Genomic DNA, 26,130 nt, shown 5'->3' with positions numbered 1-26,130 from the left:
GCAGCGACAGCGGCGACGATTCATCCGATGAGATGAGAAAGCCAGTGCACTGTATTGAGCGCGAATTGCTGATCGTCGGCGATTGTCAGGCCTATATAGCGTGGAGGCTGGTCACGGTGCTGCACGACCTGCGCCGAGAACATGGCGGCCTCCCCCGCAACGACGAGCCGCCCTTTGCCCACCGTCATCGCCACCGCCTGGGCACGACCGTTCACCATAACGCCCTGTGCTGCCTCGCCTTTGAGCAGCGCCATTGCCTGGGAGGGTTCGGCGACCTCCTCCGCATCTGCTGGGAAGCGAAGCAAGGAAACCGCCCCGTCAGGAACGCCAAGCGATTGTCCGGTGAAGCTGCGGACGTGCCTGACCACCTCCTTCTCGTCGCGCCCATGAAGAATCGGGTGGTCGCCGAGTTGGCCATCGGCGAAATCAATGGCGAACGTAACCTTGCCCCCTTGATGGGCCCCGACATAGCCCTGCCCCATATCGACGCCGAACGCGCGGGCGAGATCGGCGGTGGCCGTGCCGAAAGGGGCATGGTCGGCGATCAGCAACAAAGATCCGCCGCCTTCGACCCAGGCCTTGACCGAGGCGATCTCGCCGGCGGTGAAGGCCGATGTCTCGGGCGGCACGGCGCTGGCATTGGCGATCACCAGCACGGTTACCGATGCGAGCGCCTCCGTCGAAAGCGGCGTTGCCAATGCCGAGACGCGGTAGCCATCAGCCCCCAGCAATTTGGCGAACGACGCGTAGCGGCCTGCCAGGGTGTGGAAATTCCGGTGGGCCTTGTCGATCGCAACGACCGGACCCTGCCCGGCATAGGCAGGATGCTCGATCAACGGTGCATAAGCGGGGTCGCCAATCTGCTGCGCGGCCGCGGGCAGCGCCGACAGGAGGACGGCCGCGAGCGTTGCCACTATGAGTTTCGACATCGCGTCCGCTCCTGAACCAAAAGTTCGACGAGTCAGGCCGGGCGCAACGGCCTGGTGGGAGGTCGACGCCGCGGCGCCGCGTCCGACTGGCGGCGAACCAGGGTGAAGTCGAGCACGATATGCTGCGGCTTCTCGTCACTCGCCCTTGGGCGGCGAATGACCGACACAAGCATCTCGACCGCAGCGCGGGACATGTCCGCGATCGGCTGATGGATCGTGGTCAGCTCGGGCCAGATCGCGGTGGCAAGCGTGGTGTCGTCGAAGCCGCACACGGTAAGGTCGCCCGGCACGTCGAGTCCATGGCGATGCGCCACCGCGACGCAGGCGGCCGCCATATCGTCATTGCTGGCGAAGATCGCGGTCGGCGGATTCGCCACCTCGAGCAGCTTCTCGGCTGCGTCCAACCCCGATCTATAGGTAAACAGGCCTCGCGCGATCAGGGCCTCGTCCACGGGTATATGGGCCGCAGCAAGGGCGTCGCGATAACCGCGCAGCCGTTCCTCGCTGGCCATCTGCTCGGGATGGCCGACGACGAAGCCTATGCGCTGATGACCGAGCGAGACGATATGGCCGGTCATCGAATAAGCGGCCGAATATTCGTCGATGCTGACCGCGTTCAGTTCCTCGGCGGGGCGGCCGCTGCCGACCAGCACCGCCGGCACGCCCTCATCGGCGATGGTCTTGATCAGCTTGACCGAATCGCTGAGCGGCGACGGCAGGATCAGCCCATCGACGCCGCTGCCGATCAGATGCTTGGCGACTTCGATCTCATGATCCCCCAGGTCGCATTTCTCGATGATCAGTTGCACGTCGCTTTTGCTTGCTTGGTCTAGGCTGCCGACGAGGAATTCGCTCAGATAGGCGGCACTCGGGTTGCTGTAGAGCAGCCCGATCCGCACCGGCGCCGCGCCGGCCAGGCTGCGCGCGGCCGGGTTCGGCGAATAGCTGAGCGCCGCGATGGCGGCATTGACTGCGTCGCGAGTCGCCGGGCGAACATTGGCTTCGCCATTGATGACGCGCGAGACGGTCATGGATGAAACCGACGCCATGCGGGCAACGTCTCTGATCGTCGGTGCCGTTCGACGGCGGCGCGAGGTCTTGTCGTTCACGGTAGCGTGGCTCTCCTTATTCCCACCAATAGCCCATTATTTCATCTTCGCACCACCTTTGCATGCAAGGTTTCGCCAGATGCCTGCGGGTTTGAAACACGCCGCGTTCGCATGCCGTTACCATATGGGCAGACCCTCCCTACGTCGCGCGGGGTTACGCGCCTGGTTCCGATTGGTTACCATAGCCGATGAGGATCGCCGTCATCTCCGACATTCATGGCAACATTGCCGCGCTGGACGCAGTCCTTGCCGACATCGCGACACGCGGAGTCGACCAGACCGTGAATCTGGGCGACATCTGTTCGGGCGGATTGTTTCCGACCGAGACGGTGGATCGCCTGATGCCGCTGGCCCTGCCCACCATCCGGGGCAATCACGAGCGCCAGCTCGTGACCCTGCCGCGCGAGCGAATGGGCGAATCCGATCTTTATGCTGCGCAGCATTTGCGCCGTGATCAACTGCGATGGCTGGGTGGTCTTCCCGCCAGCCTCACTGTCGCAGACGACATATTACTGGTGCATGGTACACCACACAGCGACCTTGGCTATTTCCTCGAAACCGTCACCGAGGACGGGATACGGGAAGCCACGCAGACCGAGGTTGAACAACGCGCTGGCGACACGCGCGCCACGGTGATCCTCTGCGGGCATACCCACCTCGCCCGTACCGTCAGCCTCGCCGACGGGCGCCTTATCGTGAACCCGGGAAGCGTCGGGCTGCCTGCCTATGAAGACGACAACCCCTTTCACCATATCGTCGAGAGCGGATCGCCTCATGCACGCTATGCCATCATCGGTCAGGTGGAAGGCCGATGGTCCGCCGAGTTGCTGAAGGTCGATTATGACTGGGAGCGCACAGCCAGAGATGCCGAAGCACATGGCCGTCCCGATTGGGCAAAAGCCCTTAGGACGGGGCGTGTTTAGCGCATAACGGGGCTGGGTGACGCAGGCTCTCTCCCAACCCCTCCCGCAAGCGGGAGGGGAATAAGGGCTGCGGGATCAGACGGTCAACTTGCATCCTTCGGCAGCGCTGCGACGGGCCAGGGCGATCAGGTTCAGGCCCATCAGCGCATCGGCCGGATCTACCGGCGGCGGAGCGCCGTCGAGTATCGCGTCAGCCACGCCCTCATAATAACGCCGCCAGTCGCCACGGATCGACGGGACCAGTTCGGGTTGGCCGTCGGCCAGGGTCAGCGTGCCGAATGCCTCGGGCGCTTCCTCGCCATAGCCGGCGTCGTTGGCACTCGCACCGGCACGGAGCATTGCCTCCTGCTGGTCGAGGCCATGCTTCACGAAGCTGCCCTTGCTGCCATGAAGCGCAAAGCGCGGGCGCGGCGACACGACAAGGGTCGAGGCCGAAAGGATCACGCGACGCTCGCCATAATGCAGCGTCAGCTCAAAATAATCATCGACCACCACGTCCGGACGTTGCGCCGCGATGTCGGCGGTCACCGCTTCGGGCCGGCCGAACAACTGCAGCGCCTGGTCGATCAGATGCGGCCCGAGATCGGCGAGCATGCCGCCGCCTTGGTCGACCCTCGCCTCGCGCCAGCCCGGCTTGATCGCCGGACGGAATCGGTCCCAGCGCAGCTCGGCCAGCATCACGTCACCCAGGGCGCCGCTGCCCAGCACGTCGAGCACCGTCAGGAAATCGGCATCCCAGCGACGATTGTGGAACACCGACAGGACCAGCCCGCGCGCCCTGGCCAACGCGATCAATTCGACGCCGTCGGTCGGGTCGATCGCGAAGGGCTTGTCGATCACGACATGCTTGCCCGCCTGAAGCGCCGCCTTGGCCAGCGGCGCATGAAGATCATTGGGTGTGGCGATCACGATCAGGCTGATCGACGGGTCCGCGATCAGCGCTTCCGCCGTCGGCACGACCGTTGCCTTCGGAAAGGCCTTCGCGACCTCATCGGCGCGCGAGGTGACGATCGCGGCGAGGTTGAGCCGCCCGACCGCCCCGACCAAAGGCGCATGGAAACTCGCGCCTGCCAGCCCGAACCCGATCACACCGACATCGATCATCCGTCATCCTCCCGATCCGTTTCACCGCGCCGACAGGTTTCGGCGTATCGGCCGTGTCTCGGGAATCGCCATGCCCTCTGGCATCGTGGGCGCGCAATTGCTTTGATGGCGTGCTGCCATTCTCGCCCTGCCGATGCGACCGCTATCATTGCCCCGCCCGCAAGGGGAATGTCCCGCTCGGCTGGGCCGGCCTTGCCTCCCGGGGGCAAATCGTTATCGCTACCATCGTCAAGCGATCGAGCCCGACAGCGGCGCCCGACGCTCGCGGGAGAGATGGGCGATGCGGATGGGCAGGATGATGAAGATCCGCTGGTGGATCATCGGGCTGGTGATGATCGGCACCATCCTCAACTACCTGACCCGCAGCATCATGGGCGTCGCCGCGCCGACCGCGATGGCCGAACTGCACATCAGCACCGAGCAGTATAGCTGGATCACCGGCGGCTTTCAGATCGGCATCATGCTGCAACCGATAGCCGGCTATATCCTCGACCTGATCGGGCTGAAGAGCGGGCTTGCCATCTTCGCCGCCGCCTGGGGTATCATCACCATGGCGCACGGGCTGGCGACCGGCTGGTTCAGCCTCGCCGCGTTGCGCGCGTTGCTCGGCTTTGCCGAAGGGACGGCGCACCCGGGCGCGCTAAAGGTCATCTCCGAATGGTTCCCGGCGCGCGAGCGCGGCTTTGCCGGCGGCGTCTATAATATCGGTGCCTCGCTCGGATCGGTGCTGGCGCCGCTGCTGGTAGCGGGTGCGGTGATGGTGTGGGACTGGCGCGGCGCCTTTGTGGTCGCGGGGGTGCTCGCGATGATCTGGGCGGCCTGCTGGCGCCGCCTCTATCACTCCCCCGAGAGCCACCCAACCGTCTCGCCGGAGGAAAAGGCTGAGATCCTCGAGGGGCAGGAAACCTATCTCCGCGCGACGAAGGACAAGCCGCCGCTGCGCAAACTGCTCCTCCGGCGCAACCTCTGGGGCATAGCCCTGCCCCGTTTCCTCGCCGATCCGGTCTGGGGCACCCTCACATTGTGGATGCCGCTGTACCTGACGACGGTGCGGCATTTCGACCTGGCGCAGATCGCCATGTTTGCCGGTCTGCCGTTCATCGCCGCCGACCTCGGCTGCCTGTTCGGGCCCGCCGTGGTGCTTTGGCTTCAGCGCCGCGGGATCGGCCTCATCAATGCGCGGCGCGGCGCTTATACGCTCGGCGCGGTGCTGATGATGGGCATGATGTTCGTCGGCCAGGTCGAAAGCGCAGCCGCCGCGGTCGCCTTGCTCTGCCTTGGCGGCTTCGCGCACCAGACGCTGTCGGTCACCTGCATCACCATGGCGTCCGACCTGTTCCCGCGAAACGAGGTCGGCACCGCCGCCGGCATCGCCGGGACAATGGCCAATTTCGGCGTGCTACTGTTCTCGCTCGCCATGGGCCATTTCGTCGAGACCATCGGCTATGGCCCCTTCTTCATCGCGCTCGGCATCCTCGACCTGTTCGCCGCCGCGCTGATGTGGATTCTCGTCCGTGCTCCCGAACCCCAAAAGGACCCTGAGACCGCATGATCCGCAACCCCATTCTCCGCGGCTTCAACCCCGACCCGTCGATCGTACGCGTCGGCGAGGATTATTATATCGCGACCTCGACCTTCGAATGGTTCCCTGGGGTGCAGATCCACCATTCGCGCGATCTGGCGAACTGGACTCTCGTCGCCCGGCCGCTAGTGCGCGCCAGCCAGCTCGACATGCGTGGCGACCCGGACAGCTGCGGCGTGTGGGCGCCCTGCCTCACCCATGACGGCGAGCGATTCCACCTGATCTATACCGATGTGAAGCGGTATGGCCGCACCAGCACCGGTGGCGCCTCGGGCGCGTCGCTGCGCGATTTCCATAATTATATGGTGACCAGCGAGACGATCGAAGGCGACTGGTCCGACCCGGTCTATCTGAACAGCAGCGGTTTCGACCCGTCGCTGTTTCATGACGATGACGGCCGCAAATATCTCACCAACATGTTGTGGGATCACCGGCCGGGCCGCAACCGCTTCGCCGGCATCGTGCTACAGGAATATTCGCCAGAGGCGCGCGCGCTGATCGGCGATCCGGTCGTGATCTTCGAAGGCACGCCGCTCGGCCTCACCGAGGCGCCCCATCTCTACAAGCGCGACGGCTGGTATTACCTGATCACCGCGGAGGGCGGCACGGCCTGGAACCATGCCGTGACCATGGCCCGCTCGCGCAACCTGACCGGCCCGTACGAACTGCATCCTGACACCTATATCCTGAGTGCGCGCGATCGGCCCGACGCGCCGCTCCAGCGTGCTGGCCATGCCGACTTGGTCGAGACACCGGAGGGCGAGCCCTGGATGGTCTATCTCTGCGGCCGCCCCCTCCCCAATCGCGGCCGATGCGTGATGGGCCGCGAGACCGCGATCCAGCCGATGCGTTGGGCCGACGATGGCTGGCTCTACACCACAAGCGGCGACAGTATCCCGGTGCTGGAGATTCCAGCGCCGACGCTCGATGCACCGACACCGACTTTGCCGACCCGTTCCGACTTCGACGATGCCGAGTTGCCGATCGACTTCCAGTGGCTCCGCTCGCCCGAGCCGGAAACGCTGTTCAGCCTCACCGCCCGTCCCGGCCATCTCCGTCTGTTCGGCCGCGAATCACTCGGCAGCCTGTTCGAACAGGCGCTGGTCGCGCGGCGACAACAGGCCTTTTGCTATTCGGCGGAGACGGTCGTCGAGTTTGCGCCGCAAAACTACCAGCAGGCGGCGGGTCTGATCTGCTATTATAATAGCTCGAAATTCCATTATCTGTTCGTCACTGCCGGCGAGACCGGTGGGCGCCAGATCCAGGTCATGTCGGCCCTGCCCGACTCCCCACAGGCCGATGCCTTTTCCCAAATCCATCCGATCACTGCCGCAGGCCGGATCCAGCTCCGCGCCGAGGTCGATTACGAACGCCTCCGCTTCGCCTTTCGCGTCGAGGGCGACACCGAATGGACCTGGCTGCGCGAGCAGTTCGACGCCAGCATCCTCTCCGACGAAGCCAGCGCGCCTGGACTTGCCAATTTCACCGGAGCGTTCGTCGGGGTGGCGTGCCAGGACACCTCCGGACGGCTGCGAACGGCCGATTTCGACTGGTTCGACTATCGCGAGCGGGCGTACGTCGTCGATCCGACGCGTTCACCCGGCTGATCAGGTATAGGCCAAGACATGGGCGCCCTTCATAAATCGGCTGCGTTGGTCGGCTTCTATGGCGATAATCTTGATCCGGCAGAGATCACGGCCGCTATGGGTGCCGAACCGACGATCGGCGTCCGGAGGGGCGGCACATGGTTCACCGCGTCGGGTGTGAAGAAAGTCGCAGATACAGGCTCATGGCGGATCAAGGCCGCACGAAGTGAACCTGCCGACCTCAATGGACAAATCGAGGGAATCCTGTCCAGACTCTCCGATGATCTGGACGTCTGGCGAAGTTTCTCGGGACGCTATCGCGGCAAGATCTTTTGCGGGCTCTTCCTTGCCAGCTGGAATGAAGGAATCAATCTCACATCGAAAACGATTTGTTCGATCGGCGAGAGAGGCCTTGCCCTCGATCTGGACGTTTACGGGCACCAGATATCGGACTGAACTCGCTCAACGCGTGCAGTCGGAAGGTGAAGGCGGCCGGAGCCTGGACTATTGGCGTGAGGCGCACGAAGGATCCTTCGCCCGGAACGGCGGTTTCGAGCCCGCCATGCTGCTGTGGTGCGAAAAGTTCAAGCTGATCGCCACCGTCGGGCCATCGGCCCCAGGACCGGCCTGATAGCTGCGACCAACATGAGGCCGGGATCGCGCGAGGATGTGCTGCATTTCGATATGGCGGCGCCGTGATCCTCTGGTGCTTCGCGCGAAATGCGATACCAACCCTGAAACGCCACGACAGAAAGAGATGGAATGCCCGGAGGCCTGGTAGCGCTGCTCGACGATATCGCGATGATCGCGAAGCTGGCGGCGGCCTCTGTGGACGATGTCGCCGCTGCGGCGGGCCGTGCGGGCGTGAAGGCGGCGGGCGTGGTGATCGACGATACGGCCGTCACCCCGCGCTATGTCGTCGGCCTCACGCCGGATCGCGAACTGCCGATCATCGCCAAGATCGCGGTCGGATCGCTGCGCAACAAGCTGCTGATCCTGCTGCCGGCCGCCCTGCTGCTGAGCAGCTTCGCGCCCTGGGCGATCACGCCGCTGCTGATGATCGGCGGCGCCTATCTCTGTTTCGAGGCGACCGAAAAGATCGTCGAAGCGGTCAGCGGCACGAGCCACGCGCAGGAGGTGGTCGAGATCACCGATCCCAAGGCGCTCGAAGCGCGCCAGGTCGGCGGCGCGGTGCGTACCGATTTCATCCTCTCGGCCGAGATCATGGTCATCGCGTTGTCCGACATCCCCGAGCAATCGGTGCTGATGCAGGGTATCGTGCTGGCCGCCGTCGGCATCGCGATCACGGTCGGCGTTTACGGCGTGGTCGGGCTGATCGTGAAGATGGACGATATCGGCCTCCACCTCGCCCAACGGAAATCGGCCGGCGTGCGGGCGCTGGGCCGCGGACTGGTCAAGGCGATGCCGCTGCTGCTCGAAGGCCTGTCGACGCTCGGCGTTGCCGCCATGGCCTGGGTCGGCGGCGGCTTCATCGTGCATGGGCTGGAGGAATTCGGTCTTGGCGCCGTCTCGCATGGCCTGCACGACGCGGCGAAGGCAGTCGGGCATGTATCGCCCGTGGTGCCAGGCCTTGTGGAATGGCTGGTCGGCGCGATCGGATCGGCAGTGGTCGGCATGATCGTCGGCGGCGTGATCGTCGCGGTGATGCACATGATCCCGCGCAAGGGCGGGCACGCAGCCGCCCACTGAAACGCTGATCAGAAGGTGCCGCAATAGCCCGGCAGGTGAGTCGCATCCTCGCAATGCGCCACCGCCAGCGCCTTGTGCACCGCCTTCTCGAAATCGCCCTTCACCGTTTTCATTGGGATTCGCCCGCGCAGGAAATCGGCCCAGAGGAATTCCGAATAGGGGGTGTCCGTCTTGGCATAGCCGCCCGCTCGCCTGACCGCCCCGGCCAGCGACCGATAGGGATCGTCGCCCAACTTGCTCAGCGTGCGCGGCATGTCGGTCACGTCGCACCGCGCGCCCTTGGCATCATAAGGGTGGAGCCAATTGCGATTGTCCATGAACGTCAGGAACTCGGACTTGCGCAGATGGGATAGGCGCGCGACCACGCTGACCAGCACATGCTCGACGCCTTCGTCGTGCAGCGCGCGGGCAAGATGATGATGGTCGATCAGCCATGGCACCTGCTTCGGCCCGAGCACCACGGGAATCAGATGGCTGCCCAGGAAGTCGGGCCCATCGGCGACGGCATGATCGAGCCACTCCTGCCGCTTGCGCTCCACCTCGATCATGCCGACCGCCATCTGGGTAGGCCGTAGCGTGGCAAGCTTTACTGGCTGAAGGCGCGGCTCAGACAGGTTGTACATGGTCATTCCCCTTACCTGCCTCCACGACGCGCACCGCATCAGCGACGCTGAACGACGCACCCGAGGCCAGTCGATCGAACCCCGCCACCGCCAGTACGTCGCGAACACGATCATGCGCCCGTGCGAGGTGTAGCAACAGACCTTTCGCATTGAGCTGCTTCTCGAACTCGGCGATCGTCTCCAGCGCCGTGCTGTCGAGATCGTCGGTCTCCTCGAGGCTGAGTATGACATCCTTGCTACCAGCGCGGGCCAGGACCATCGTCGCGATGGCGCCAAGGGCCTGTTCGGCATTGGCGAAGAACAGCGGGGCGTTCGGCCGGAAGATCGCGATGCCATCGATGGTCCGCGCCTCGGGATGCCGCGAGCGGTCGACGAAATCATGCGTGTCGCCCAGGCGGCCGAGTTCGCTCACCACGGGATGCGCAAGCCGGTTGAGCAGCGCCCCGATCGACAGCAGCACCGCGATCAGCATACCGTCGAGCACACCGAACAGGATGACGCCCGATGCCGCCGCCATCGCGATCCACTGGTCGCGGTCGATCCTGAACAAGCGGGAGAGCGGTGCCGGCGACAGGGCATGACTCAATGCCGCGATCACCACCGCTGCCAGCAAGGGGGCCGGCAGCGCCTCGATCGTCGGGCCCGCAAGCAACGCCGCGGCAGCGAGCGCGACCAACGCGGCGACGGCGGCGATCCGGCTGGTAGCGCCAGCCGACTCATTGGCGGTGGCGGCGGAGAAACCTGCCCCTACCGGCATGCCCTGCGCGAACGCCGATATGAGGTTCGCACCAGCCAGCGCGCCGAATTCGCGATTGGCGGAAACCGCATCGTCATGGCGCAGGGCCAGCGTCCGCACGGTGCCCCAACTTTCGGCCAGCAGGATCAGGGTCAACGGGACCGCAAGCTGCGCGAGGCGAGACCAGAGCGCGAAGCTGAACCCCGGCAAGGTCCAGGACGCCATGTCGAAATCGATCGGCCCGACCGATGCCACCCCAAGGGCCGGGAGATCGATCATGCGCGACGCCGCCACGCCAAGCAGCAGGACGATCAGCGCCGCCGGTAACCGCGTCGTCGCGCGCAGTCCAAGCAACAGCCCGAGCGCAGTGAGGCCAATCGCGACGCTCGCCGCGTTCGCCCGGGTGACAGACGCCATGACTTCAGCGAACATTGCAAGCGTCGAAGTCGATACGGGCGACAAGCCGAGCAGATGCGGCAACTGGCGGATGATGATGTTGATCGCCAGCCCGAAGGCGAAGCCGCGCAGCACCGGCCGGGCGATGAACGCCGACAGGCTGCCGAGACGAAAGGCGGCGATCAGCGCGAACGACGCCCCGACGATCGCCACCATCATCGTCGCCATGACGCCGCGCTCGGCCGGGCTGCCCGGCAGGGTGGCCAGCGCCGCCGCCAGTATGGCCGCAGATGACGAGGTCGGCCCGATGATCGCAAACCGGCTGCGGCCGAACAGCGTATAGGCCGCGCCGCCAGCGAGCGCCGCAATGATCGCCCGTCCCGGCGAGAGCCCCGCTATACCGGCATAGGCGACCGCCTCCGGCAGCATTAGGCCGGCAACGGAAAAGCCCGCGACTATATTCATGCCGATGCGCGGAGGAGCGTCTGTCTTACCGGGATTCGTCGTCACGGAACCTCGTCCCCCGTTTGAATGCCACCCCCTGGCAGGCTCAGGTCGCGAGCGGCGCGACGACCGCCGCAAGGATGGTCGCCGCCGCATTCGGATCGAGCCGGACCTGAAGGCCGCGCTGGCCTGCATTGACGTACACCAGATCCTCGGCCAGCGCCGCCTGCTCGATCGCGGTTGGAACACGACGCTTCTGGCCGAACGGGCTGATCCCGCCGACATGATAGCCCGTCAGGCGCTCGGCATCGGCGGGCTTCATCATTTCGGCCGATTTCCCGCCAAAGGCCGCCGCCAGCTTCTTCATCGCGACCTCGCGGTCGGACGGCACCACGACGCACACCGGCTTGCCGTCGACCAGCGCCATCAGCGTCTTGAGCACGCGGTGCGGCGCCTCGCCGAGCGCCTCGGCGGCCTGGAGCCCGATACGCTCGGCGCCGGGATCATAATCATAGCTGTGGAGCGTGAACGTTACGCCCGCGGCGGTAAGAGTACGGGTTGCCTGGGTGGCCTTGGACATTGGTCTTCATCCGCGTCGATCCCGACCTCGGCCGCAGCGGCCAGCCGGAGCGATGCCTTTACGTCATCCGCCGCCACTGCCGAGCGTGAAATAGTCGACATCGACATAGCCCGAACTCAGCGTCGGGGCGTAGCAGGAAATGGCGAACTGCTCCCCCTGAAAGGTCCCGGTCCGCCACGCAAAGGCAAGCGGGAAGTCGCCGCCCAGCACCGACCAGCGCCGGCCATCAAGGCTGTAGGAGAGCGATCCCCGATCGGTCTTGAAGTCCATGTCCGTGCGCAGCCACACCGAGTTGCCGGAAATAGGCTGGGACGCGACCCGCGTCTCGATCTTCGGGCCAGCCTGTGTGTCCTCGCCCACCTCCATGCTGAGATAGGGTTTCCCGGCCGGCGTGCGCCGCACCGCAATATTGGCGCTATATTGGCCGAGCGTACCGAAACCGCACGCATCGCCCGGCTTCACATGGCGAATGTCGAGCTTCACCTCGCCACGGCTGCGTGGCCCCTGCCCTTTCTGGGTCAGGCTGTTCTTCGCCACCCAGAACTGGGACGCCACGGTCGGCCTGAGGCGCAGGAAACCAGGCCGCTCCGTAAGCGACCACCGCGTATCGTCAGGATTGTGATTCCACTGCCATTGCAGCCCGAACACCGGCCGGGAGAAATCGTCGGAGGCGGGCGGCTCGACGAATGGGAAACCTTGGATCGGCTTCTGCGCCCGCTCGGGCACGCGCCCCGGGGCCTCGGGCGTTCCCCAGACCGGCCATCCATCCTGCCAGAAGATCGGGCTCATATTGGTCATGCGGCCGATCGACCCGGCATCGACCATCACGAAACCGAAATCGCGCCCGTCGGGCAGATCGACGATCGCGCCCTGATGGCCGCCCGTCTTGTCGTCGATCTGGTCGTGCGTTTCCCACGGACCGAACAGGCTCTTCGCCCGCGAGACGGTCAGCCCGAGACGCGGCGGGAGGGCATTGAACAGATAATACCAGCCATTGCGCTTGACGATGTGAGAGCCCTCGGCACCCTTGATGTAGTGGATCTTCCGGGAATCGACGACGCCGGTGAAATCCGCATTCAGCGTCAGCAGGGTGATCGTCCCGTCGGCCGTGGAGGCGGTGGCGATATAGCCCTTGCCATCGTCGTCGATGAAGAAACCGGGGTCGAACGCCTCTCGGTCCAGCTCAAGATATTTCCATGGCCCACGGATGTCCCGCGAGGAGTAGATGCGGGTCTTCTGCCCGACGGGCGTGTTCACGATATAGAATGTGCCGTCACGATACCGCAGCGCCGAGGCATAGAGCCCCTTGCGATAGCCATTGCCGTTCGTGAAATCATATTGCTCCCGCCCGTCGAGCCGCGGCACGACATGCGAGACGAGCTGCCAGTTCACCAGATCCTTCGATTGAAGCAGCGTGATGCCGGGCACATTCACGAAGGTCGTGCTGACCATGTAGAAATCCGACCCGACGCGGATGACGTCGGGATCGGGATAGTCGGCATAGAGCACGGGATTGCGAAAACTCCCATCGCCCTGGTCGGACCGCCAGGCCTGCGCCGCCGCGGGAGTCGCTACCCCCGCCGCCGACATCGCCAGCAGCGTCAGTCCAATGCGCTTCGTGATCGCCTTCATCGTTCGCCCTCGCTCAGCGTTTCGGAGCGAAATCGAGATGCTCGCTGAAGAAGGGCAGGACTTCATCCTGGAACCGGAAAGCGACATGGCTGGTATGGGTGCCCGGATAGATGGTGAAGCTGTTCGCGACGCCGTAACTGTCGAGCACGTCGTGCAACTTGGCGGCATCAGCCTTCAGCCCGTCCTTGTCGCCGACATCGATGGCGATCGCGCGATATTGTTTCAAATTGCCGATATATTGATCGACAAAGGCGAGCGGCGAATTCGCCGCCCATTTTGCCAGCACATCCTGTTGCACCTGCCCGTCCTTGACCGGCAGATCCAAATAGAGCGGCGGGTTCTTGGGGTTGGGCGACCAGGCTGCGGCGGTAGCGAGCTGGGCGCGAAGGCCGAAGGGCAAGGCGGCCGAATCCGCGGGTGTCTTCACCGCCTCGAGCGCCTTGAGTGCAGTCGGATCCATCTGGCCAGCGGTGCGAACACCCAGACAGCAGGGGCTCATCATGTAGATCGCACCGAAGACGTCGGGATGTCGCATGCCGATGCGCGACGTGCCGTATCCGCCCATCGAATGGCCAGCCAGGCCGCGGCTCAGCCTGTTGGGGAGGGTTCGGTAATGAGCGTCGATATAGCTGACGAGGTCGCGCGCGATGAAGGTCTCGAAATCACCAGTGGTCTGGGACATCGAATACATGGAGCCGTTATGGATCGTTTTCGAATCGGGGAAGACGACGATCATGTCCTTCGCCCCCTTCGCGAAGGCGCCCTCGATCGTCTGGGGTACATGGATCTCCTTGATCCATTGCTCGGCGCCGATCGAATAGCCGTGCAGCGCATAGACCACCGGATAACGGCGCTTCGGGTTGGCGGAATAGCCGGACGGCAGCACTACGATCACGTCACGGTCGGCGCTCTCCCCTTCCAGATTACCGGCGATGGTCGGCGCATTGACCTTGATCCGCTGCATCGTCGCCTGCTTGGCGCCGGCCACCGGCGCGGGCACATCGGTCGCCGCCTGCGCCATCAACGGCTCCAAAGGCACGGTAAGCAACGACAGGGCGGCAACGGCCGCGGTTACGACGAGCTTCATCGCATTCCCCTCTTCCTCAACCCACGTCCTATCCGCGTGGACGATGCATCCATTACTCCGACAAATACCCTACCCGTCAAGGAGAAAGCCCTCGCGACACGGATGGTGAAACCAGGGATGTGGGAAGGCACTCTCGACTGGTAAGGCGCCCGCAATCAACCGGCAGGGCACGCCGCCACTCCCCGAGATGCCAAATAAAACTCGGATTATATATCATCGCTGCGCACGGAGCGGCGAGATCGAGTTGCGGAGCCGGGTGAAGCGTGCGCCTTGCACCCGACACATGTCGTGTGTCGAACTGACGAGTCCTTTGACGTCGTTGCTTCATATTTTGGAAAAATGGTCGGGGAGACAGGATTCGAACCTGCGACATCCTGCTCCCAAAGCAGGCGCGCTACCGGACTGCGCCACTCCCCGACTGGAGGGCGGCTTTAGGCGGGAGACTCCAGCTAAGCAAGGCCGCAAAGCGAATGCGCATCACCCCCGCCCGAATAGCGGCATATTTGTCGCCATGATCGTCATGAAGGGAATGTTCGCGTCGAGTGGCAACGCCGCCATCTGGACGACCGCGCGGGCTACATGGCCGACATCCATTCTCGGCTCGGCGCGGATGCTACCATCCGGCTGAGCCACCCCCTGGCCCATGGCGGCGCTCATCTCGGTCACTGCGTTGCCGATATCGATCTGCCCCGCCGCGATGCCGAATGCACGGCCGTCCAGCGCGATCGACTTGGTCAGGCCGGTGATGGCATGCTTGCTCGCCGTATAGGGTGCAGAATTCGGGCGCGGCCGGTCGGCCGAGATCGATCCATTGTTGATGATCCGCCCGCCCTGCGGCGTCTGGCGCTTCATCGTGCGCATCGCGGCGCGGGCGCACAGGAAGCTGCCGAGGATGTTGATGTCGAGCAGCGACCGGATCGCCTCGACCGGCAATTCGTCGAGCGGCACCGGCGGGGTCGAGATGCCGGCATTGTTGAACAGCAGGTCGATCCGGCCAAATCTTCCCACCGCCGTGTCGAACAGCGCGTCAACCGAATCGGCATCTGCCACGTCGCACGGAATGGCGAGCATCGACGCGGCGCCCGAAGCCGCCGTCTCATCGAGTGCGTCCCGCCGCCGCCCGGCCAGCGCCACACGCCAGCCTGCCTCATCCAGAGCAAGCGCCACCGCACGCCCGATACCGCTCCCGGCGCCCGTCACGACCGCGACCCGATTGCCCATGAAGGCAGCTCCCCGCTCTTTTTCTACCGGCGCTTGTACGGCCATCGAATCGCTACGCAAAATGTCTTTCCGGCAGGAGTGGCGAAAACCCGTCCACTCTGCGTTGAAGGGTTGCGCAACCGTGCCCGTCCGGCAAGAGACGGCCGATGACCGCCAGCCAGCTCCAGGATTTGCTCGTCGCCAGATTGATCCGCAAGGCCGGCGGCACCGCCCGCAAGTGGCGCATGGCGATCGGGCCGATCCACATGCACGATCTGGCCACGCACGCGCCATTCAACTGGTCGGTTCGTCCGAACGGGGATGCGCGCGAAAATGCCGAGATCGAGCGGCTGCTCGATACCGTCAGGCTCGATCATCCGGTCGTCACAGCCGACTGAGTCGCGCCGGGTTCCCTCCGAGGGTGCGTGATCGCCTTCAGCGCGCGCGGGTCCATACCGAACCGGCCACTCAACCGAAGCTTTTGCCCACCCGTATGCGCGCGCACCTGCCGCCGAGCCGGCAGGTCGCCCTACCGCTTTCCGATACGGTTTTCCCAATTGCCGAGCAGCATGTCCGACACGGTGAGGTGCATCTTCACTCGTGTGTCTGGATCGGAGAAGCGGATTTCCTCCAGCGACTTGCCGAGCAACTTGGCGAAGCTCTGTGCAAGCTTTGCGCGCGAGCCGAAGCCCGATTGTCGCGCGATTTCGACGAAAGATGGGCCCTCGGTATCGGTCAGCATCGGCCAGGCACGCAAACGGCGGCGGTCGATGATCAGATCTTTCACGCCACCACCATTGTACTGGATCGTTCGGTAGAGCGTCGCACGAGATATACCAAGCCGATCCGCAATCCATGCCGGCGTCAGTTCCGCCCGCTCGAGATTATTGTTGATCAGCACATCGATCCGCGTCTTCATCGGTAGCTTGGCATTCGTGATTTCGACTCGGTCGGCAAGCGCTGTGCTGAGCAATTCGAACAACACGCGCAGGGTCGCCGATCCGTGACGCTGCATCATCCGCGGCGCGTCGTCGATCAACCGCGTGGCGCAATCGCCCATTAGCCCGGCCAGCGGATGGGTAGCCGGGATGACACAGCCATGCAGATCCTGCTCGTCGATGTCGCCGGTCAATGCCGATCGCGGCATGATGATGCGAATGTTACGGATCTGGTGCTGCAACAACTTGCCTGGGCGATTGAGGTCCAAGAGTAGAATATCGCCGCACTGCAAGGGACGGCTCAATCTAGTCGGCGTCACTTCTGTGACACCGCTTTCGATGAAATAGAGGAGCAGGTGGTCGGTTGCAGTCGTCTCGATCCGCTTCTGGTCGCGGCTCAAGGTGAAGCTGCCACTCGCACTAGTGCGAGAGACGAGCCCCTCGGGCAGCACGACAAGTTGAGTCTCCATCGCGAAGCCGGGTTGGTCGACGACCTCGTCCGGATCGAGCAGGAAGGCGAACGAGATCGAAGCCGCGACACGGGTGAGATATGCTCGAAGCGTCTCGTTCTCGCCACGCTTATAGTCGACTCGCGGGATCGAACTGTCGAGGTTCAAATCTGCTGACCAGCGATGCATGTTCGCTCTCCAAACGCCTGATAAGGCCGGTATCTTGCCAGTTGGTTGGCCGAGTTCCGACGCGTCGCCAATATATTTTTTGCCGGCGAGACACTTTCGGGCGGCAGCCTGTGACTTGAGACAAACCGCTATTGGCGGTGCCAAATACGTGGTTAGTAAACCGTCCCAGATTGTTCAGGGGACTGCCCCTGGCTTCTCGGGGGCGCACGTTGAACTTGAAGCTTTTGGCCTGGACCGCGATTGGCAGCTCGTTTTCGGGGCTGGCTTGCGCGGCCCATGCGCAGACGGCGAGCCAGGTCACGCCGCCGAGCTTCGCGCCCCCGACTGTCCGCGACGAGAGGGCAATCGTGGTTCCGGAAAGCACCGGCGTCGGCGCGCCCGCGGGATCCGACAACGCGTTCGTACAAGTCGCAGATGTGGCGATCGACGGCGATCCACCGACCGACGCGGTCGCGCGGCTAAAGGCAAGGCTGGTCGGCAAGCGGGTTTCAGTCGCCGAGGTCTTCGCTGCGGCCGCCGAACTCGAGACGGCCATCTCCCGCGGTGGACGGGCCCTGTCCCGCGTCGTGGTGCCGGCGCAGACGCTGGCCGGCGCCGAAGGCGGCGCGACGATACAACTACGCTTGGTCGAAGGATTTATCGAAAGCACCGAAACCGGCACCTTGTCGAGGCGGGTGCGCGGCCGGGTAAACTCTCTTCTGGCGCCGCTGGTTGGCCGCAAGGGCGTCACGCTGGGCCAGATCGAGCGCCGGCTGATGCTCGCGAGCGATGTCCCGGGCCTTTCGCTTTCCTCGACGATCGCTGCGGGCACGCAGTTCGGCGGGACAGTGCTGATCATCGAGGGGCGCCACCGGCCGGTCGACGGCTTTCTGACTTTCGACAATATGCTGTCGCACGACCTGGGCAGGATCAGTTTCGGGCTCGGCATCAACCTCAATTCGGTACTGGGCGCGGGCGAGACGATCTATCTGCGCGCCAGCGGCCTGCCCAACACAGGCCATGGCACCAGCGTACTCGATCCGACGCCGCGTAACCGCGCCCTTGCGGGCGGTTTCGTGCTGCCGCTCGGTAGTGACGGGCTAACCATCACCACCGAATATACCGATGCCCGGCTGGCGCCGCGGCAAGACCCGACACTGCCGGGCATTGCCAGCCGGTTCGAACGGCTTTCGGTGCGCGCGCAATATCCGCTGGTGCGATCGCGCTCGTTCACGCTCGGCAGCGATCTCGGGCTGGACGTGCAGCGCGAACGGGTGCGGATCTTCGACCCGGTGAATTTTCCGCTGTCCGAGGATCGACAGCGCGTGCTGCGGGGCGGCGTCGATGTGTTCACGCGCCTGCCGGGCGGTGGCTATGTCACCGGGTCGGTAAAGGGGTCATTCGGGCTCGATATCTTCAATGCCCGCTCGGCAGCGGAGGCGAGCGCGATACTGCCCCTGTCCCGCGCAGGATCGGACGCAACCGTCCAGAAGCTGGAATTCGGCTTGGGCGTCGGTCAGCCGCTCGCACGCAACCTCTCCCTCGACATCAACGCCCGCGCGCAATCGGGCTTGGGACAGTCGATGTCGAATGCCGAGCAGTTCGGCATCGCGACGTTGAACGGCATCTCCCCGCTCCCCTCGGGGCTCATCCAGGGCGACAGCGGCTACGTAGTGCGCGGCGAGCTTCGCGCACCAGTCGACCTGACCAGGATCGGCGCGCGCCTCTCACCCTATGTCTTCGGCGCACATGGCGGCGTGCACCTGATGCAACCGACCGCATTCGAGCGCCGCCGTACCGATGCGTCGGCCTATGGCGTCGGCGCTAGGCTCGCCCTGTCGGCGCGGCTCACAGCGTCGGCCGAATATGGTTGCGCGGCGATCGACAGCGTCCCCGGCACTGCCAGGCGCGTCACCTTCTCCCTCATCACCCAGGTCTGAAGAGGTACTTCGACATGATCCGATCATTCTCCGCCCTGCTGCTCGCGTCGACGGCGATCGTCCCACTCCAGGCCCAGGCACAGTCACTGCCAACGGGTGGCAGCGTGGCGGCCGGCTCCGCGGAAATCGGCGGCGCCTCGGGCGGCGCGCTCTCGATCCGCCAGACGAGCGGCTCCGCGGTCATCAACTGGCAGAGCTTCAACGTCGATCAGGGCAACCGCGTCGACATCGTTCAACCGTCCACCACCGCCGTACTGCTGAACCGAGTGACCGGCGGTACGACGACAACGATCGCGGGACAGCTGAATGCGAATGGCCGCGTGTTCATCGTCAATCCGAACGGCATCCTGATCACCGCCACCGGCGGCGTGAAGGCGGCCGGATTCGTGGGATCGACGCTCGACATCAATGATAAGGCCTTCATGGCCGGCCGCTACGACTTTGACGGCAGCGGCGACAGCGTCGTGAATGCGGGCCACATCGAGATCGCACGCGGCGGATATGCCGCGCTGCTTGGCGGCAGGGTCAGCAATAGCGGCCTGATTCTCGCCCCGCTGGGCAAGGTGGCGATGGGCACGGGCAGCCGGGCGACGCTTGATTTCTCAAGCGACGGCTTTCTGAAAGTCGCGATCGGCGCCGATCAGAGCGCAGACCTGGCGATGTCGGGACGTATCGCGGCGGACGGCGGCTCGGTGATACTGAGCGCGGCGCAAGCGCGGGCGGCGGTACGTAGCACGGTCAATCTCAGCGGCGTCATCGAGGCGCGGGGCATCGAGACCAGCGGCGGCAGCGTGACGTTGACAGGGGGCAACATCGCGCTGACCGGCGCGATCATCGACGTGTCCGGCAAGAACGGCGGAGGATCGGTCAAGGTCGGCGGCGACCGCCAAGGCCTGGGCAGCACCGCGCGGGCCGATATGCTACGGGTCGATACCGCCACCAGCATTCTGGCGGACGCGACCGAAGCCGGCGCCGGAGGCGATGTCGTGCTGTGGTCGGACAGAGCGACCGATTTCGCCGGCACGATCAGCGCGCGTGGTATCGGCGCCAAGGGCGGCGAAGCCGAAGTCTCGTCCAAGGGGCAACTCGGCTACGCCGGCACCACGGATCTCACCGGATCGAGATTCGGCACGCTGCTGCTCGACCCCTATGATCTGACGATCTCGAACGCCGCCAGCAGTGGAATGGCGGGCTTCGCGGCAAACGCCAACAACAGTGTGCTCAATGCTGCGGTGCTCACCGCAGCCCTCGCGACCGCCAACGTGACCGTACAAACCGGCAGCGGCGGCACGCAGGCCGGTAACATCACGGTCGCCGCTCCGCTCACCTGGTCGAGCAACGCGACCCTGACACTCGATGCTGCGAACAACATTTCACTCAATTCGGCGATCACGGGACGGTCGGGCGGGCTGACGCTCTCGGCCGGGGGGACGATCAGCCAGACCGGTGCGATCGCCATCGGCAGGTTCGAGCTGTCGAGCGGCTTTTTCAGCACCGTGGCAGCCACGCTTCCCGACTTCGAGGCGGGCAGCTTCGCGATCAACGGTGGCAGCTACCTCCGTGCTATTGGCGGCAGCGGGTCGCGGGCTTCGCCCTGGCTGTTGACCGACATCTACGGCGTTCAGGGCATGACCTCGCGCCGCTTCTCGAGCTACGCCCTCGCCAACGTCATCGATGCCAGTGACACGGTGAACTGGAACGCCGGCGCAGGGTTTCGCCCGATCGGCGGGGAAAGCGGAACACTTCTGGAGGGGTTCTTCGGCGGAACGCTGGACGGTCGGGGTTTCGCCATAGAGAACCTGTATATACGCCAGCCCTCCTACTACGATTCCGGCTTTTTCTCGAGGCTCCAGAACGCCACGATTCGTAACCTGCGGCTGACCGGCGCGACGATCGAATTTGGTGGAACGAGCTTCGGTCGCGTGGCGGGCCTTGCCCCATTCATCGATGATTCCATCGTCGATAACGTTCACATCGACGGTCGGTTTACCGCGAGCGGGCAATCCGGGATCGCAGCGGGGATTGCGCACACCGCGACGAACTCGACCTTTACCAATGTCTCGGTGCAGGGATCGATTTCGGCCACCGACGTTGCGGCGGGCATGGTCTATATTCTGGATGGCACTTCATCGATCCGCAACGCCTATGTCACGGCGTCGGTCACCGCCAATAACGGGGCGGTGGGTATTGCCTATGTCAACTATGCCGACACGTCGATCGACTCGGCCTGGGTTTCGGGTTTGCTGACATCGCAGCGTCTGAAGGGCGCTATCGTCATCGGCGCGGCCGATGGGACGATCGGATCCGACGTGTACTGGGACATCGACACCACGACGGCCGCTGACGCCGTCTTTTTCGGCGTCAATGGTGCGGTCGGCTTGACGAGCGCGCAGGCAAGGACCCAGGCAGCCTATGCTGGCCTCGACTTCACCAACACGTGGTTTCAGACGATCGACATGCGACCGATCCTGCGCAGCGAGGCCGCTGCGGTGGGAACCGACGGATATATCCCGGTCTCCTCTCTCAACCAGCTACAGCTGATGTCGGCGAACCTAGGGGCGAACTATCGGCTCGCCAACGACATCGACGCAGCGGCGGCAAACGGGGTGCTGACTTCCGGCATCTGGGGCAGCGGCGGGTTCGTGCCGATCGGCTTGGGCAGCAGCTTCAACGGCAATCTGGACGGTGCCAATCATGCGATCCGCAACCTCACTATCAATCGGGCTACAACCGAGTTGGTCGGCCTCATCTCGCAGCACACAAACAGTGGGCCCGTCTCGATTCGCAACCTTCGTTTGATCGACGCGGCAGTGACCGGAGCAGGCGGCACCGGCGCCGTCGTCGGATTGACGAGGTGGAACCTGGCGAATGTCTGGGCGACCGGCACCGTGATCGGCGGAGAGAGCACCGGCGGCATCGCGGGCAATGTTTACGGCGGAACGGTGACGAACGTGCATTTCGACGGCGCTGTTCACGGCGGGATTTTCGTCGGTGGGCTGTTCGGGACCCTCGGGGCGAACTCCAGCGTGCTATCGACCTCGGGTTCGGTAACCGGCAACGGCGCGATCGGAGGCTTGATCGGCCAGCTGACCAACGACGCGACGTTGACCACTAGTTTCTCTACGTCGTCGGTTGCCGCCACCGGAAACGACGCGGGTGGCATTGTGGGTAGCCTTACAGGTGGAACCATAACCAACGTCTGGGCCAGCGGCGCGGTGACGGCGGTGCAGCATGCCGGCGGTCTGGTCGGCACACAGGCGTCCGACTCCGCGCTTCGACTTTCCTATTGGGACATGGCCAGCACGGGCCGATCTGCTGCGGTGGGCGCCGGGTCAGGCAACAGAGTCCTGGTGACGGGACTCACAACCGCCCAGGCCCGCAACCCGGCCAGCTACACCAGTTTCTCCAACTTCGACACCAACTGGTATCAAGGCAGCGACATGCGCCCGATCCTGCGCGGCGAGGCACTGGCGGTAAGCGGCGGCACGATCGGCGTGTTCAACGCGCGCCAGCTTCAGCTGATCAACGCCAACCTGTCGGGGAACTATACCCTGCTGGACGATATCGACCTTGCCACCACCAACGGCACGGCGGCCTCGGCGGGGATATGGGGCGCGAGCGGCTGGACCCCCTTGGGCACCGATGGTGCGGGCAACGTCTGGGGCGGGATCGACTTCCGGGGCATCGGCAGCATCACCAGCGGCATCTACGGCTTCACCGGCGCGCTCTATGGTGACGGCTACAGCCTAACCAACCTGAGCATCAACCGGCCGACGATCAAAAACGTCGGCTTGTTCGGCGTGTCTTCCGGAACGATCGACGACCTGACGATCAGCGGCGCGGTGATCGGCGCAAGCGGCATCGGTGGGCTGGTCGGCATGCAAAAGAGCGGGACGATAACCGACTCGACAAGCGCKGTGAATGTGGTCGGCACCACGCTGGTCGGCGGGTTGATCGGCAATCAGGTCACGGGCACGATCATTCGCAGCAACGCCACTGGGACCGCCACCGGCACCGACGATGTCGGCGGACTGGTCGGCTATGCGGCGGGCAGCATCGAGCAGTCGTTCGCAACCGGCCCGGTCAATGGCACCCGCTACGTGGGCGGCCTGATCGGTTATCTCTACCGGGGATTGGTGTCGAACAGCTACGCTACGGGGGATGTGAATGCATCGGTGCACACCGCCGGCAGCCTGATCGGCAAGCATGACGGCGGCGCGGTGGCGGACAGCTACGCGAGCGGCGACGTCGCCGCTCCGCTGTACGCCGGCGGATTGATCGGCCAGATCGTAGGCGGCGGTACCGTCACCAATTCCGTGGAACGTGACGAACAGCGGGCAAGCTTCCTTCGCTGACGACGTGAGCGTTACCACCGCCCCGACCCGGAACGCCGTCAACGACGCCGACCTGACGTCGTCACCACCTGGTCATTGAAGGCGAACCGCTATCCCGATCTCAACTGAAAGCGAGGAGAATGACGATGACGACCGACAGCAGGCATGCGGAATGCGAAAAGCTTCCCTGGGTCACTCCGCGCCTCGAGTTGCTCGGGACGATGGAGGATGTTGAATCCGGGGGCGTTCAGGGCGGGCCAGATTTCGAATTCGACCCGAGCGATGCGGCTTCCTGAGGCTGGTAACGGCGTATAGACGGGATCAACATATTGAGTGGAACTCCATCTGGATCGGCGGAAGCCGCCCCTCAGGCGCCGCCCGGCGAGATGCTGCGCGTTGGCCGCCTGACAAGCGCGTCGCCGCGGAAAAATTCATTGGGTGGTCGCGAACTGCTTAGCGGTGTCGCACTAGCGATCTGGCGGGTACCCGACGATGAGGCAGACCCCGCCGCGATAAAGTCGATCGTTTCGGAACGCTTCGAAGTGGACCCCGCGACCTGCGATCTGGAAGTCGATCACTTCATCGATGAGCTGGAGCAGGCTCGCTTCCTGGTCACTTGTTAGTCGACGTGTTGGACTGCGGATGATCGGACTCTATCTCAATTGGCATGACGGTCCGGTCGATCCCGTGGTCGTCCGCCGCTTCACCGCTTCCCTTGGCGTCGGCCTCGACACGCCCGTCGGCCATGAATCCGTGCGGGGGGCGCTGCTCGCGTCACATTGCCGAACACCGGCCGAAGCGCGCGGGTGGCGCGCAGCAATCCCACCGTCAGGCGGGAGCCTGTTGTTCACCGGATTCTTGGACAATGCGGAAGCGTTTCGGCGCGATCTCGGGGTGACCACACGCGACCCGGCCGCGCTCTATGCCGAGGGCTATGCCCGATGGGGTGACGCAGTCGATCTCCGCGCGATCGGCCAGTTCGCGACGATCCTCGTATTTCCGAATGGGTGCCGGGTCCGGTGCGCCCGATCGCCGCTGCATGCGCCACCGCTCCATATCTGGCACGACCGCGAGCGCTTGATCGTCGCGTCGCTGGCGCGCATCCTGTTCGCAAGCGGCGAGATCGCGGCCGAGGTGGACGAACAGAAGATCGCCGACAGCCTCTACCTCAACTACGCTGATGCCGAACGGGGCTGGTACAGGGGGGTGACTAGGATTCGCACTGGACACCGCGTCGTCATTGATCGCAGCGGGATTGCTTCTACCTGCTATTACGATCCAGCAGCTCTTCCGCGGGTCCGGCTCAGACGCGACGACGATTACGCCGAGGCGGCAAGCGCCTTGCTCGCCGAGGGCACGCGAGCGGCGCTCAATGGATTTTCGAGACCGGCGGTGAGCCTTAGCGGCGGCTTCGACTCACAGGCCGTCGCAGCGTTCGCCATCGAAGCGCTGGGTCCCGGTCGGCCGCTGCTCGGGTTGACCGGCATTCCCGAACCCAAATGGCAGGGTGAGGGTCCCCCCGGTCATCTCGGTGACGAGCGGCACCATGTCGCGGCGTTGGCGGCCATGTATCCGTCACTCGAAACGGAGACAATCGACGCTGCCGGATTGTCGTTCGATCACCGCCTGAACGCGATGTTCCTGATGGGTGGCACCGCGCCGCGCAACGCAATGAACCTCCACTGGATCCACGCTCTTTACGCCAGGGCGACGGCACGCGGATGCGATGTCATACTGTCGGGCTCCATGGGCAATATCACCTTCAGCTTCAACGGCGCGGGCTCGCTGCCGACCTGGTTCGCGCAGGGACGCTGGGTCCGGCTCGCACGCGAACTGCGGGCGGCGCGCGATCGCCGGCCGTTCACACGTGCGCTTGCATCGCGAGCGCTGCTGCCGTTTCTACCCAACGCGCTATATCGGCGATGGATCGGCCGGCGATCGCGCGAGGTCGTCGACCCATTCGAGAGCTGGTGCCCCCTGGACCCCGACTATGCCGCGCGCATGCGGGTGCAGCAGCGCGCCTTTGCGATGGGTCATGACGCTACCTACCGGTCACCTCGCTCGACGCGGGGCCGTCGCACCCAGATGATCGACAATGCGATGACGGAATCCGGCGAGGTGCGGCAAGCCATGGACCTGATTCACGGCATCCCTATGCGCGATCCGACTGCGTATCGCCCGCTCGTCGAATTCTGCTTGGGCATCCCCGACGATCAGTATCTGTGCGACGGCCAATCGCGCTGGCTCGCGCGGCGGATGCTGAGCGGCCGCGTGCCGGACATGGTCCTAAACGAAAAGCGGCGTGGCCTGCAGGCAGCCGATTTGCCGCTGCGGCTGGGCCGCGATCAGCAGGCGCTGATAGCCGAATTGGACTTGCTCGCAGGCGATCCCGCCATGAGCGAGCGGCTGAATTTGCCCCGGCTCAGGCAAGCCATGCAAGGCTTGTCTCCGGGAGACCCCGGTGATCGGTTCGGTCTGGCGGCGATTGAGCTTGCGCTGCCACGCGCCATCGCGACGGCCCGTTTCATCCGGTTCGTCGAGGGGACCAACTGACGCCCAGTTCCGCCTTCCGCGTGCGTCATCGGTCTGACACCCTTTGCCGCCAGGCGCTGCTTGGACGCCGCCTCGGACCCAAACCGGACGCGCGTCATACCGCTGAT

Annotated in this window: 22 protein-coding genes and 1 tRNA gene; 11 read left to right on the top strand and 12 right to left on the bottom strand. The window is 64.5% G+C overall.

All coding sequences use genetic code 11. The annotated features are described in order from the left end of the window. Nucleotides 1–20: 20 nt before the first annotated feature. On the bottom strand, nucleotides 21–929 hold the full coding sequence (locus AC1DT7_RS12160; protein ID WP_478036212.1) for a hypothetical protein: 909 nt from the start codon (nucleotides 927–929) through the stop codon (nucleotides 21–23). Nucleotides 930–961: 32 nt separating this feature from the next. After that, nucleotides 962–2,038, bottom strand: coding sequence for a LacI family DNA-binding transcriptional regulator (locus AC1DT7_RS12155; protein ID WP_478036211.1), 1,077 nt, complete (start codon nucleotides 2,036–2,038; stop codon nucleotides 962–964). Between the two features lie 188 nt (nucleotides 2,039–2,226). Here AC1DT7_RS12155 and AC1DT7_RS12150 point away from each other — a divergent pair, with 188 nt between their 5' ends. Beyond that, nucleotides 2,227–2,961, top strand: a complete 735-nt coding sequence (locus tag AC1DT7_RS12150; RefSeq protein WP_478036210.1) for a metallophosphoesterase family protein — start codon at nucleotides 2,227–2,229, stop codon at nucleotides 2,959–2,961. Between the two features lie 75 nt (nucleotides 2,962–3,036). On the opposite strand, the gene AC1DT7_RS12145 is transcribed toward AC1DT7_RS12150, so the two are convergent. Beyond that, nucleotides 3,037–4,065: an oxidoreductase gene (locus AC1DT7_RS12145; protein ID WP_478036209.1), complete on the bottom strand. Its 1,029-nt coding sequence runs from the start codon at nucleotides 4,063–4,065 to the stop codon at nucleotides 3,037–3,039. A 295-nt stretch (nucleotides 4,066–4,360) separates the two neighbouring features. On the opposite strand from AC1DT7_RS12145, the gene AC1DT7_RS12140 reads away from it, so the two are divergent. From AC1DT7_RS12140 to AC1DT7_RS12125, 4 genes are all read left to right on the top strand, one after another. After that, entirely contained in the window at nucleotides 4,361–5,617 is a 1,257-nt protein-coding gene (locus tag AC1DT7_RS12140; RefSeq protein WP_478036208.1) for an MFS transporter, read from the top strand. Then, nucleotides 5,614–7,254 (top strand): glycoside hydrolase family 43 protein, encoded by a 1,641-nt coding sequence (locus tag AC1DT7_RS12135; RefSeq protein ID WP_478036207.1) that lies wholly within the window; start codon nucleotides 5,614–5,616, stop codon nucleotides 7,252–7,254. The genes AC1DT7_RS12140 and AC1DT7_RS12135 overlap by 4 nt, the downstream gene beginning before the upstream one ends. Nucleotides 7,255–7,272: 18 nt before the next feature. Beyond that, nucleotides 7,273–7,689, top strand: a complete 417-nt coding sequence (locus AC1DT7_RS12130) for a DUF4279 domain-containing protein (RefSeq protein ID WP_478036206.1) — start codon at nucleotides 7,273–7,275, stop codon at nucleotides 7,687–7,689. Between the two features lie 306 nt (nucleotides 7,690–7,995). After that, entirely contained in the window at nucleotides 7,996–8,943 is a 948-nt protein-coding gene (locus AC1DT7_RS12125; RefSeq protein ID WP_478036205.1) for a DUF808 domain-containing protein, read from the top strand. 8 nt (nucleotides 8,944–8,951) lie between these two features. Here AC1DT7_RS12125 and AC1DT7_RS12120 read toward each other — a convergent pair whose 3' ends face one another. The 7 genes from AC1DT7_RS12120 to AC1DT7_RS12090 all read right to left on the bottom strand — a co-directional run bounded on the left by AC1DT7_RS12120 (nucleotide 8,952) and on the right by AC1DT7_RS12090 (nucleotide 15,662). Continuing rightward, complete coding sequence (locus tag AC1DT7_RS12120) at nucleotides 8,952–9,566, bottom strand: ParB-like protein (RefSeq protein WP_478036204.1); 615 nt, start codon at nucleotides 9,564–9,566, stop codon at nucleotides 8,952–8,954. Further along, nucleotides 9,550–11,163, bottom strand: coding sequence for a SulP family inorganic anion transporter (locus tag AC1DT7_RS12115; protein WP_478036203.1), 1,614 nt, complete (start codon nucleotides 11,161–11,163; stop codon nucleotides 9,550–9,552). The genes AC1DT7_RS12120 and AC1DT7_RS12115 overlap by 17 nt, the downstream gene beginning before the upstream one ends. A gap of 85 nt (nucleotides 11,164–11,248) precedes the next feature. After that, nucleotides 11,249–11,722 carry a Cys-tRNA(Pro) deacylase gene (ybaK, locus tag AC1DT7_RS12110; RefSeq protein ID WP_478036202.1) on the bottom strand — a complete coding sequence of 158 codons (474 nt, stop codon included), beginning with the start codon at nucleotides 11,720–11,722 and terminating at the stop codon, nucleotides 11,249–11,251. Nucleotides 11,723–11,785: 63 nt separating this feature from the next. Then, nucleotides 11,786–13,354 (bottom strand): glycoside hydrolase family 43 protein, encoded by a 1,569-nt coding sequence (locus tag AC1DT7_RS12105; protein ID WP_478036201.1) that lies wholly within the window; start codon nucleotides 13,352–13,354, stop codon nucleotides 11,786–11,788. Nucleotides 13,355–13,367: 13 nt separating this feature from the next. Continuing rightward, a complete protein-coding gene (locus AC1DT7_RS12100) occupies nucleotides 13,368–14,441 on the bottom strand; it encodes an alpha/beta hydrolase (RefSeq protein WP_478036200.1) in 1,074 nt (357 codons plus the stop codon). Between the two features lie 340 nt (nucleotides 14,442–14,781). After that, nucleotides 14,782–14,858: transfer RNA gene (locus AC1DT7_RS12095), tRNA-Pro, on the bottom strand. Between the two features lie 60 nt (nucleotides 14,859–14,918). Beyond that, entirely contained in the window at nucleotides 14,919–15,662 is a 744-nt protein-coding gene (locus AC1DT7_RS12090) for an SDR family oxidoreductase (protein WP_478036199.1), read from the bottom strand. Nucleotides 15,663–15,808: 146 nt separating this feature from the next. Between AC1DT7_RS12090 and AC1DT7_RS12085 the strand changes: the two genes are divergently transcribed. Continuing rightward, nucleotides 15,809–16,039 (top strand): hypothetical protein, encoded by a 231-nt coding sequence (locus AC1DT7_RS12085; RefSeq protein WP_478036198.1) that lies wholly within the window; start codon nucleotides 15,809–15,811, stop codon nucleotides 16,037–16,039. 131 nt (nucleotides 16,040–16,170) lie between these two features. Here AC1DT7_RS12085 and AC1DT7_RS12080 read toward each other — a convergent pair whose 3' ends face one another. Beyond that, complete coding sequence (locus AC1DT7_RS12080; RefSeq protein WP_478036197.1) at nucleotides 16,171–17,361, bottom strand: helix-turn-helix domain-containing protein; 1,191 nt, start codon at nucleotides 17,359–17,361, stop codon at nucleotides 16,171–16,173. 71 nt (nucleotides 17,362–17,432) lie between these two features. Here AC1DT7_RS12080 and AC1DT7_RS12075 point away from each other — a divergent pair, with 71 nt between their 5' ends. From AC1DT7_RS12075 to AC1DT7_RS12060, 4 genes are all read left to right on the top strand, one after another. Continuing rightward, nucleotides 17,433–19,136: a ShlB/FhaC/HecB family hemolysin secretion/activation protein gene (locus AC1DT7_RS12075; protein WP_478036196.1), complete on the top strand. Its 1,704-nt coding sequence runs from the start codon at nucleotides 17,433–17,435 to the stop codon at nucleotides 19,134–19,136. Between the two features lie 14 nt (nucleotides 19,137–19,150). Beyond that, entirely contained in the window at nucleotides 19,151–23,491 is a 4,341-nt protein-coding gene (locus AC1DT7_RS12070) for a beta strand repeat-containing protein (RefSeq protein ID WP_478036195.1), read from the top strand. Nucleotides 23,492–23,616: 125 nt separating this feature from the next. Next, nucleotides 23,617–23,766, top strand: a complete 150-nt coding sequence (locus tag AC1DT7_RS12065; RefSeq protein WP_478036194.1) for a hypothetical protein — start codon at nucleotides 23,617–23,619, stop codon at nucleotides 23,764–23,766. A 90-nt stretch (nucleotides 23,767–23,856) separates the two neighbouring features. Continuing rightward, on the top strand, nucleotides 23,857–24,093 hold the full coding sequence (locus AC1DT7_RS12060) for a PqqD family protein (RefSeq protein WP_478036193.1): 237 nt from the start codon (nucleotides 23,857–23,859) through the stop codon (nucleotides 24,091–24,093). Nucleotides 24,094–24,298: 205 nt separating this feature from the next. Here AC1DT7_RS12060 and AC1DT7_RS12055 read toward each other — a convergent pair whose 3' ends face one another. Further along, nucleotides 24,299–24,511, bottom strand: a complete 213-nt coding sequence (locus AC1DT7_RS12055; RefSeq protein WP_478036192.1) for a hypothetical protein — start codon at nucleotides 24,509–24,511, stop codon at nucleotides 24,299–24,301. A gap of 36 nt (nucleotides 24,512–24,547) precedes the next feature. Between AC1DT7_RS12055 and AC1DT7_RS12050 the strand changes: the two genes are divergently transcribed. Next, nucleotides 24,548–26,023: an asparagine synthase-related protein gene (locus AC1DT7_RS12050; RefSeq protein WP_478036191.1), complete on the top strand. Its 1,476-nt coding sequence runs from the start codon at nucleotides 24,548–24,550 to the stop codon at nucleotides 26,021–26,023. The last annotated feature ends 107 nt before the right edge of the window (nucleotides 26,024–26,130 follow it).

This window comes from Sphingomonas sp. P3_C6 (assembly GCF_056402595.1).
The sequence above is the reverse complement of the archived record's forward strand: the minus strand, read 5'-3'. Positions and strand labels throughout refer to the sequence as shown.

Coding starts and splice junctions, on each gene's coding strand:
- AC1DT7_RS12140 (WP_478036208.1), top strand. CDS start 4,361: ATGATGAAGATCCGCTGGTGGATCATCGGGCTGGTGATGATCGGCACC.
- AC1DT7_RS12055 (WP_478036192.1), bottom strand. CDS start 24,511: ATGCAGCGGCGATCGGGCGCACCGGACCCGGCACCCATTCGGAAATAC.
- AC1DT7_RS12120 (WP_478036204.1), bottom strand. CDS start 9,566: ATGTACAACCTGTCTGAGCCGCGCCTTCAGCCAGTAAAGCTTGCCACG.
- ybaK (WP_478036202.1), bottom strand. CDS start 11,722: ATGTCCAAGGCCACCCAGGCAACCCGTACTCTTACCGCCGCGGGCGTA.
- AC1DT7_RS12100 (WP_478036200.1), bottom strand. CDS start 14,441: ATGAAGCTCGTCGTAACCGCGGCCGTTGCCGCCCTGTCGTTGCTTACC.
- AC1DT7_RS12060 (WP_478036193.1), top strand. CDS start 23,857: ATGCTGCGCGTTGGCCGCCTGACAAGCGCGTCGCCGCGGAAAAATTCA.
- AC1DT7_RS12090 (WP_478036199.1), bottom strand. CDS start 15,662: ATGGGCAATCGGGTCGCGGTCGTGACGGGCGCCGGGAGCGGTATCGGG.
- AC1DT7_RS12115 (WP_478036203.1), bottom strand. CDS start 11,163: ATGAATATAGTCGCGGGCTTTTCCGTTGCCGGCCTAATGCTGCCGGAG.
- AC1DT7_RS12150 (WP_478036210.1), top strand. CDS start 2,227: ATGAGGATCGCCGTCATCTCCGACATTCATGGCAACATTGCCGCGCTG.
- AC1DT7_RS12105 (WP_478036201.1), bottom strand. CDS start 13,354: ATGAAGGCGATCACGAAGCGCATTGGACTGACGCTGCTGGCGATGTCG.
- AC1DT7_RS12145 (WP_478036209.1), bottom strand. CDS start 4,065: ATGATCGATGTCGGTGTGATCGGGTTCGGGCTGGCAGGCGCGAGTTTC.
- AC1DT7_RS12160 (WP_478036212.1), bottom strand. CDS start 929: ATGTCGAAACTCATAGTGGCAACGCTCGCGGCCGTCCTCCTGTCGGCG.
- AC1DT7_RS12065 (WP_478036194.1), top strand. CDS start 23,617: ATGACGACCGACAGCAGGCATGCGGAATGCGAAAAGCTTCCCTGGGTC.
- AC1DT7_RS12130 (WP_478036206.1), top strand. CDS start 7,273: ATGGGCGCCCTTCATAAATCGGCTGCGTTGGTCGGCTTCTATGGCGAT.
- AC1DT7_RS12085 (WP_478036198.1), top strand. CDS start 15,809: ATGACCGCCAGCCAGCTCCAGGATTTGCTCGTCGCCAGATTGATCCGC.
- AC1DT7_RS12135 (WP_478036207.1), top strand. CDS start 5,614: ATGATCCGCAACCCCATTCTCCGCGGCTTCAACCCCGACCCGTCGATC.
- AC1DT7_RS12125 (WP_478036205.1), top strand. CDS start 7,996: ATGCCCGGAGGCCTGGTAGCGCTGCTCGACGATATCGCGATGATCGCG.